Here is an 8,043-nt window from a genome sequence, read left to right as displayed (position 1 = left end):
CAACCACGCGCTCGGGCATGTTGGCCTGTACCGCGAGTTCGACACACCATCAGACGCTTCGGTGCACGAGGCCGAGCAGCCACACCGGGACCCCGCACCGGCTCGGGAGACGTCGGCTGCCCGGCGCCGCGCGCCCACGGGCCGGTTGACGGACAGCGCCGGGGCGCGGCCCTCCGCGAGCGCGCCGCGGACCTGGGCCGCGGCGCCGAGCAGGCGGGCAGCGGCGCGGGCCGGAGCGCGGGCCGTGGCAGAAACGGGCGGCGGGCCGCCCGTCCCCGGGCGACCCGGCGCGTCCGGGGCGCGCGGGGCGCCGCCGGGCGCCGGATCGAACAGGGGCGCGAGCAGGGTCAGCGCCGCGAGACCGTCGGCGAGCACGTGGTGCCACCGGATCAGCAGGCCGACCCGGCCGCCGGCGAGGCCGGGGAGCAGCCACAGCTCCCACAGGGGCCGGTCCCGGGGCAGCGGGACGGCGGCGATCCCGGCGCACACCCGGAGCAGGCTCTCCTCGTCCCCGGGCGGCGGCACCGGACGGCTGCGCACGTGCCGGGAGACGTCGAAGACCGGGTCGTCGAGCCACACGGGGCGTCCGCCCCCGGGGCGGGTGAGCAGCCGGCGAAGCGGCCGGACGTCCCGGGTGCGCCGCTCGACGTGCTCCCGCACCTCCGCCAGCCGGACGCGCCCGCCGGCATCGAGGAGGGGACCGGCCTCCAGGAGGGCCAGGGCCGCGACGTGCATGGGCACCCCGCGCCGCTCCACGCGGAGGTTGGCCTCGTCCAGGGCGCTGATCCGCTCCCCGGTCCGCGCCCGGCGGCACTGCATGCCCATGTCGGTGCTCCGCTCTGGCCGGAGGACTCCCTCGTCCACCACGGTACGCCGCCCCGGCACGGAGCGCCCCTAGGATGGCACCCATGCACCGAGCGATCTGCCCCGGCTCCTTCGACCCCCTGCACAACGGCCACGTGGAGGTCGTCGCGCGCGCCGCGGCGCTCTTCGACGAGGTCGTCGTCGCGGTCTCCACCAACCCGCACAAGCGCTACCGCTTCGACGCTGACCGGCGGCTGGCCCTGGTGGCGGAGAGCCTCGCGGACGTCGCCGGCGTCGTCGTCGAGCCCATGGGCGCGGGCCTCCTCGCGGAGTACGCGGCGCAGCGGGGGGCGGTGGCCCTGGTCAAGGGGCTGCGCTCGGGCGAGGACTTCGAGTACGAGGTGCCGATGGCCACGATGAACCGCCACCTCACGGGGGTGGAGACGGTCTTCCTGCCCGGCGACCCTCGGTTCCTGCACCTGTCCTCGACCCTCGTGAAGGAGGTCCAGGGCCTCGGCGGCGACGTCTCCGGGTTCGTGCCGGCGCCCGTGCTGCGGGCCCTGCAGGGCTGAGCGGGCGCGGCCCGTCCCGGCGCGCCCGGACCCGGCCCGTTTGAGAACGCGCAGGGCGGCACGCTAACATGGTCTGTCGGTCAGAATTTCACCAGGAGTCAGTCATCAGTCGCGAGAACAGTTCGCCCCTCACCATCGGTGTCCGGGACCTCGAGCACCGCCCGGGGACGATGCGACGCCTGGAAGAAGTTGTGCCCGCGCCGGAGAACTTCGGCAACGCACTCATCGGCGCCCCGGAGGGCTCGGACATCGACCTGGACCTCCGGCTGGAATCCGTCCACGACGGGATCCTGGTGTCCGGCACGGCCGCCGTGGCCATCCACGGCGAGTGCAGCCGGTGCCTCGACCCGATCGACTACGATCTGGACGTCGACGTGCAGGAGCTCTACGTCTTCGACCCCGCCGCCGACGGCGGGGAGGACTCCGAGGACGACCAGATGTATGAAGTTCAGGACGAGACCATCGACCTCGAGCCCATGCTTCGGGACGCAGTGATCACGCAGCTGCCGTTCCAACCGGTGTGCCGGGAGGACTGCCAGGGGTTGTGCGCCCAGTGCGGCGCGCGCCTGGAGGACGACCCGGGACACCACCACGAGGTGCTCGATCCTCGCTGGAGCGCCCTGTCGGGGCTGCTCGAGCAGGACACCTCGACCCAGACGACCGAACCGAGAGAAGAGAGATAGCCGTGGCTGTTCCGAAGCGGAAAATGTCCCGTGCCAACACCCGTGCACGCCGTTCGCAGTGGAAGGCGACCGCGCCCAAGCTGGTCAAGACCGTCGAGAACGGCAAGGTCACCTACAGCCTGCCGCACCAGGCGAAGGTCGTGACCGACTCCGCCGGCACCGCGCTGTTCCTGGAGTACAAGGGCCGCAAGGTGGCCGACGCCTGACCACGGTGACCTCCACCGCGACACCTCAGGACCTGCTGGAGCGTCTCGGCGTCGACATCGACGCCGGGACGCTTCGTCTTGCCCTGACCCACCGCTCCTACGCGTACGAGCACGAGGGGCAGGGCCACAACGAGCGGCTCGAGTTCCTCGGGGACTCCGTGCTGGGTCTCGCGGTCACCGACGAGATCTTCCACCGCTACCCCGACGACTCCGAGGGCAACCTCGCGAAGATCCGCTCGGCCGTGGTCAGCACCCGCACGCTCGCCGACCTCGCCCGGTCCCTGGACGTGGGCCCCCACATCCGCCTGGGCAAGGGCGAGGTGCGCACCAATGGGCACGAGAAGGCCTCGATCCTCGCCGACACCATGGAGGCGCTGATCGGCGCCGTGTACGTGAGCACCGGCCTCGACGCGGCCCGGGCCTTCGTGCTGCGGCTCGTGGTGCCCCTGCTCGAGGACGGCTTCGTGATGAGCGAGGGCCGGGACTGGAAGACCGAGATCCAGGAGCTCGCGGCGGCCCGCGCCCTGGGCCCCGTGCGCTACGCCGTGGAGGGCACGGGCCCCGACCACGACCGCCGCTACGAGGCGCACGTGCTCGTCGGCGGTCAGGACCACGGCACGGGCACCGGCACCACCAAGAAGGAGGCCGAGCGCTCCGCCGCGGCGCAGGCCTACGCGACCCTGGTGGCCCGCCGCGGTGGCTGAGCGCGCGCCCCGGAGCGCCCGTGCCTGAGCTGCCCGAGGTCGAGGTGGTCCGCCGCGGGGTGGAGCGCTGGGTGGTCGGCCGCCGGATCGAGTCCGTGCAGGTCCTGGACCCCCGCTCGGTGCGCCGCCACGAGCCCGGCCCCGTCTCCTTCGGCCACGAGCTCGACGGCGCGGTCGTGGCCGACGCGGTGCGCCGCGGCAAGTTCCTGTGGCTGCCGCTGACCGGGGCGGACGGCGCCCCGCCGCAGGAGGCGCTGCTGGTGCACCTGGGGATGAGCGGGCAGCTGCTGGTCAAGGACGCAGGGCTGCCCGACGAGAAGCACCTCAAGGTGCGGCTGGGCCTGTCCGAGCGCCCCGGCACCCCGGCGGAGCTGCGCTTCGTGGACCAGCGGATCTTCGGCGGCATGCTCCTCGACCGGCTCGTCCCCACCGACGACGGCGCCCCGGGCGGCCGCTCGGCCACGGGCGTCCCGCTGGTGCCCGCCCGGGCCGCCCACATCGCCCGGGACCCGCTGGACCCCGCCTTCGACGCGGAGCGCCTCCACGACCGGCTGCGCCGGCGCCGGACCGGGCTCAAGCGCGCGCTGCTGGACCAGGCGCTGGTCTCCGGGATCGGCAACATCTACGCGGACGAGGCCCTGTGGCAGGCGCGCCTGCACTGGGCGCGGCCCACCGACACGCTCCGGCGGCCCGAGACGCTGCGCCTTCTCGCGGCCGTCCGCGAGGTCATGGACCGCGCGCTGGCGGCCGGCGGGACGAGCTTCGACTCCCTCTACGTCAACGTCAACGGCGAGTCCGGCTACTTCGCCCGCTCCCTCTCCGCCTACGGCCGGGCCTCCCTGCCCTGCCCGCGCTGCGCGGAGGAGGGGCGGAGCACCCTGATCGTGCGGGAGCAGTTCATGAACCGCTCCTCCTACCGCTGCCCGGTCTGCCAGCGCACGCCCCGCAACGCCCGGTTCTGAGACCGGGCCCCGGGCGGGGCACGGGGGGCGCCGGTCCCCGGCGGCCCGGAATCGATCAGCTTCCTTTCCAACTTCCTGCGCGTGTAGGCTCGTCGAGGACGTGCGGCTCGCCATGATCCCGTCGGGGAAGACCCCGCGCCGGCCCCGCACCGTCCTCCACCCTCCGTGGCGGCCGCCCCTGCGGTCGCGACCCCCGGTCACCGCCGGCACCAGGAGCCGCACCCGGTTCCGGAGGCCGCCGTGCGCCCGGGCGGGCGCCCCCTTCCGCCGCACCCGCACTGCTGCACGCACACTTCTGCACCCACACCCTCCGAGGAGCACCTCTTGCGCACCGTCAACGCCTACGCCGCCCCGTCCGCCGGCGCACCGCTGGTCCCGACCACTCTCGAGCGCCGGGACCTCGGCGCCCACGACGTCCTCATCGAGATCAAGTACGCCGGGATCTGCCACTCCGACCTGCACACCGTCCAGGGGGACTGGGGCCCCCAGCAGTACCCGCTGACCCCCGGGCACGAGATCGCCGGGATCGTCACCGAGGTCGGCGCCGGCGTCACCCGCCACGCGGTCGGCGACCGGGTCGGGGTCGGGTGCATGGTCAACTCCTGCGGCGAGTGCGCCAACTGCCGGGCCGGCGACGAGCAGTACTGCCTCGACGGCGCCGTGATGACCTACGGCGCCGAGGACCGGGACGGCACCGTCACCCAGGGCGGGTACTCCACCCACGTGGTGGTCACCGAGGACTTCGTGCTGCGCATCCCGGAGGGCATCGAGCTCGACGTCGCCGCGCCCCTGCTGTGCGCCGGCATCACCACCTTCTCCCCGCTGAACCACTGGAAGGCCGGCCCCGGCAAGAAGGTCGCCGTCGTGGGTCTGGGCGGGCTGGGGCACCTGGGCGTGAAGATCGCCCACGCCATGGGCGCGGAGGTCACGGTGCTCTCCCAGTCGCTGCGCAAGAAGGAGGCCGGGCTGGCCCTGGGCGCCGACGCCTACTACGCCACGAGCGACCCGCAGACGTTCGAGGAGCTGGCCGGGACCTTCGACCTGGTCCTCAACACGGTCAGCGCGAAGATCGACCTCGACGCCCACCTGTCGTTGCTGAACGTCAACGGGGCCATGGTCAACGTCGGCGCCCCGGCGGAGCCGCTGGACGTCAACGTGTTCTCGCTGCTGGCCAACCGCCGCACCTTCGCCGGGTCCATGATCGGCGGCATCGGGGAGACCCAGGAGATGCTCGACTTCTGCGCCGAGCACGGGGTGGGCGCCGAGATCGAGGTCATCTCGGCCGAGCAGATCAACGAGGCCTACGAGCGGGTGCAGAACTCGGACGTGCGCTACCGGTTCGTGATCGACACCGCCACGCTGGTCTGATCCCCGGCCCCGCGCACCCCCGGGGCGACCGCACGTGCGGCCGCCCCGGGGGTGCGCCGCGCGCAGACCGCCGACCGGCCCGCCGCCCGACGCGGCGGGGGATCAGCGGGCGGCGGTGGACCCGGTGGCGGGCATCGGGGCGTCGTGGGCGCCCAGGGTGTGGGTCCGGTTGTACTCGGCCAGCCGCGCCATGCCCTCCTCGACCGTCACGGACGGCGTCCAGTCGAGCACCTCGCGGGTGCTCTGCTGCTCGAACCAGTGGGCCGTGGACATCTGCTCGGCCAGGAAGGCCGTCATCGGCGGCTCGTCCGCCCCCGGGCGGAGCGCCCACACCTTCTCGATGACCGTGCCCGCGAGGCGGGCCAGGACGCCGGGGACCCGGCGCGTGGGCGGCTCCACGCCGGCCGCCCGGCAGAAACCCGCCACGAGCTCGCCCACGGTGCGGGGCTGGCCGTTCGTGACCACCAGCGCCCGTCCGTGCGCCCACTCGATCCGCTCCAGCGCCCGCACGACCGCCTCGGCCGCGTTGTCCACGTAGGTGGTGTCGATCAGGGCCGCCCCGTGGTCCAGCAGCGGCAGCCGCCCCTTCGCGGCGCGGTCGACGATCCGCTCGACCAGCTGGGTGTCCCCGGGGCCCCACACGATGTGCGGGCGCACGGCCGTGACGCGCATCCCACGGCCGTCGGCCTCGAGCGCGAGCAGCTCGGCCGCGGCCTTGGACCGGGCGTAGTTGCCGCGGGCGTGCACGGGGTCGGCCGCCCGGGCGGGCTCGCCCACGATGGAGTCGCCCGTGTGGGCGACCGACGGCGAGGAGACGAACACCACGTTGTCCACGCCGGCCCGCCGCGCGGTCTCCAGGACCACGCGGGTGCCGGTGACGTTGGTCAGCACGAACTCGTCCCAGTCCCCGGCGAAGGAGACCTTGGCGGCGAGGTGCACGACGTCGTCGACGCCCTCCATGGCCCGCGCCACGGCGTCCGGGTCCGTGACCGAGCCCAGGACCTCCTCGACGTTCGGCTGGTCGGCCAGCGGCGCGTGCCGGCGCTGGAGCAGCCGGACCGTCCAGTGGCGGGCGGCGAGCAGCCGCGCCACGTGCTCCCCGAGCATCCCGGAGGCGCCGGTGACGAGCACCGTCCGCCCGTCGCCGGACAGCTCCTGCCGCTCGCGCTCCACCTCGTGGCTGCCGGTGCCGGCCGGCGGGGCGCCCTCCGTCACGGAGGCGTCGTAGGCGGGGACCTTGTCGTCGTGCGTGCCGTCCTGGCGGTGCTTGCCGTTCACGGGTTCCTGATCCTTCCTCCGGCCAGGGCGTGCTCCGCCCATCCGGCCAGCAGGGCTCGGTCGATCTTGGAGTTGTGCCGGATGTCGGTGGGGTGCTCGGGGACCACGAGCACGGCCGCGAGGTCCAGGCCCGTGGCCTCGCGCACGGCGGCGCGCACGGCACCGGAGAGCAGCGGGTCGGCAGGGCCCGGGCGCGGGGCCGCCGGGACGGTCTCCACGACGGCCACGGGCACCTGCGTGCCCGCCGGGCCGACCCCGACGACGGCGGTGCGGCCGACGCCGGGCACGGTCCGGGCCGCGTGCTCCGCGGCGACCGGCGTCAGCACGCCGCCGGCGGAGACGATGACGTGGGCGAGGCGGCCCTCGACCCACAGCCGCCCGGCGGCGTCGAAGTGCCCGACGTCCCCGGTGCGGTGCCAGCCGGGCAGCTGGGTGCTGAGGTGCTCCGTGTGCCAGAGCCTGTCGTAGCGGTCCTTGACGTGCGGGGCGCGGGCGACGATCTCACCGGTGACCCCGGGCTCGGTGGTGATCCCGTCGTCGGGGACGCCGTCCGGGCCCAGGGCGGTGACCCCCAGCTCGGCGCCGTGCACGGCGGTGCCCACGCACACGCCGTTGCCGGCGCCGGCCACGGCGGATCCCGCGCTGTCCAGGCCGGCCTGCCGGATGGTCCCGAGGGTCACGTCCGTGAGGGGCAGCCCCTCGGTCATCCCGTAGGGGGTGTGCAGCGTCGCCGCGGGTACGAGCTCCTGCAGCTGCTCCAGGAGCGGCTCCGGGAGGGGGGCCCCGGCCGAGAGCACGAGCTCCACGAGCTCGAGCGCCCGCCGCTGCCCCTCGTCGAGCTCGTGCCGGGTCGCGAGGACGTTGGCGATCGCCGCGGGGGAGAGGAACACGGCCGTGGCCTGGATGGCCGAGGCGGCGTCGGCCAGAGCGCGGGCGGTGAGGGTCTTCGGCGCGGTCACGTCCATGTCCGGGGTCACGGACGTGGTGCCCATGGCGGGCCCGAGCAGCGCGAAGGGCGCGAAGCCCGCCACGAGCCCCGTGCCGGCGGTGAGCCCGTACGTGCCGCGCACGGCGTCCCGCATGGCGGAGAGCTGGCGGTGGGTGTAGACGACGCCCTTGGCCGGGCCCGTGGACCCGGAGGTGAACAGCACCGCGGCGTCCGCGTCCGGGTCCGGCGCAGGCAGGTCGGCGCGCGGGGCCGAGTCCAGCAGCGCGGGGACGTCGTGCGCCACGCCGAGGGCCCGGCGGGACACGGGGTCGAGGGCCTCGAGCGAGATCCGGGTGCCCGGCCAGCCGAGGGCCCGGCCGGCGACGAGCGCCCTGCGGATGCCCACGAGCCAGGCCGGGGCGGCCCCCCGCAGCGCCCGGGTGAGGCCCTTGGGGCCGAGTCCGGAGTCCGCCACGACGACGACGGCGCCGATGCGCAGGCACGCGTAGAGCAGCGCGGTGAGGTCGGAGCCCGGCGG

At 74.7% G+C, this 8,043-nt stretch carries 9 protein-coding genes; 6 read left to right on the top strand and 3 right to left on the bottom strand.

What is annotated here, in order from left to right; genetic code table 11:
* The coding region (locus CRM73_RS17110; protein ID WP_305067812.1) for a wax ester/triacylglycerol synthase domain-containing protein at positions 1–825 on the bottom strand (825 nt) is incomplete at its 3' end.
* Between the two features lie 83 nt (positions 826–908).
* Between CRM73_RS17110 and coaD the strand changes: the two genes are divergently transcribed.
* The 6 genes from coaD (at position 909) to CRM73_RS17080 (ending at position 5,299) form a co-directional block, all read left to right on the top strand.
* Positions 909–1,376: a pantetheine-phosphate adenylyltransferase gene (coaD, locus tag CRM73_RS17105; protein ID WP_031282901.1), complete on the top strand. Its 468-nt coding sequence runs from the start codon at positions 909–911 to the stop codon at positions 1,374–1,376.
* Between the two features lie 170 nt (positions 1,377–1,546).
* Positions 1,547–2,059: a DUF177 domain-containing protein gene (locus CRM73_RS17100; RefSeq protein ID WP_165440247.1), complete on the top strand. Its 513-nt coding sequence runs from the start codon at positions 1,547–1,549 to the stop codon at positions 2,057–2,059.
* Positions 2,060–2,061: 2 nt separating this feature from the next.
* Entirely contained in the window at positions 2,062–2,265 is a 204-nt protein-coding gene (gene rpmF / locus CRM73_RS17095; RefSeq protein ID WP_031282896.1) for a 50S ribosomal protein L32, read from the top strand.
* Positions 2,266–2,270: 5 nt separating this feature from the next.
* Complete coding sequence (gene rnc, locus CRM73_RS17090; protein ID WP_017833173.1) at positions 2,271–2,969, top strand: ribonuclease III; 699 nt, start codon at positions 2,271–2,273, stop codon at positions 2,967–2,969.
* Positions 2,970–2,989: 20 nt separating this feature from the next.
* Positions 2,990–3,931 carry a bifunctional DNA-formamidopyrimidine glycosylase/DNA-(apurinic or apyrimidinic site) lyase gene (gene mutM / locus CRM73_RS17085; protein ID WP_017833172.1) on the top strand — a complete coding sequence of 314 codons (942 nt, stop codon included), beginning with the start codon at positions 2,990–2,992 and terminating at the stop codon, positions 3,929–3,931.
* A gap of 324 nt (positions 3,932–4,255) precedes the next feature.
* Entirely contained in the window at positions 4,256–5,299 is a 1,044-nt protein-coding gene (locus tag CRM73_RS17080) for an NAD(P)-dependent alcohol dehydrogenase (protein WP_017833171.1), read from the top strand.
* Between the two features lie 102 nt (positions 5,300–5,401).
* Here the strand turns inward: CRM73_RS17080 and CRM73_RS17075 are convergent, their stop codons facing one another.
* Both CRM73_RS17075 and CRM73_RS17070 read right to left on the bottom strand, forming a co-directional pair.
* The gene (locus CRM73_RS17075) at positions 5,402–6,577 is read right to left on the bottom strand and encodes an NAD-dependent epimerase/dehydratase family protein (protein ID WP_229588599.1); all 1,176 of its coding nucleotides are present in this window, start codon (positions 6,575–6,577) and stop codon (positions 5,402–5,404) included.
* Positions 6,574–8,043, bottom strand: a 1,470-nt coding sequence (locus CRM73_RS17070; protein WP_229588598.1) for an AMP-binding protein, incomplete at its 5' end; no start/stop codon positions are given. The genes CRM73_RS17075 and CRM73_RS17070, both read right to left, overlap by 4 nt.

The sequence above is a fragment of the Kocuria sp. CCUG 69068 genome (assembly GCF_020833785.1).
Classification (GTDB): domain Bacteria; phylum Actinomycetota; class Actinomycetes; order Actinomycetales; family Micrococcaceae; genus Kocuria; species Kocuria rosea.
The sequence above is the reverse complement of the archived record's forward strand: the minus strand, read 5'-3'. Positions and strand labels throughout refer to the sequence as shown.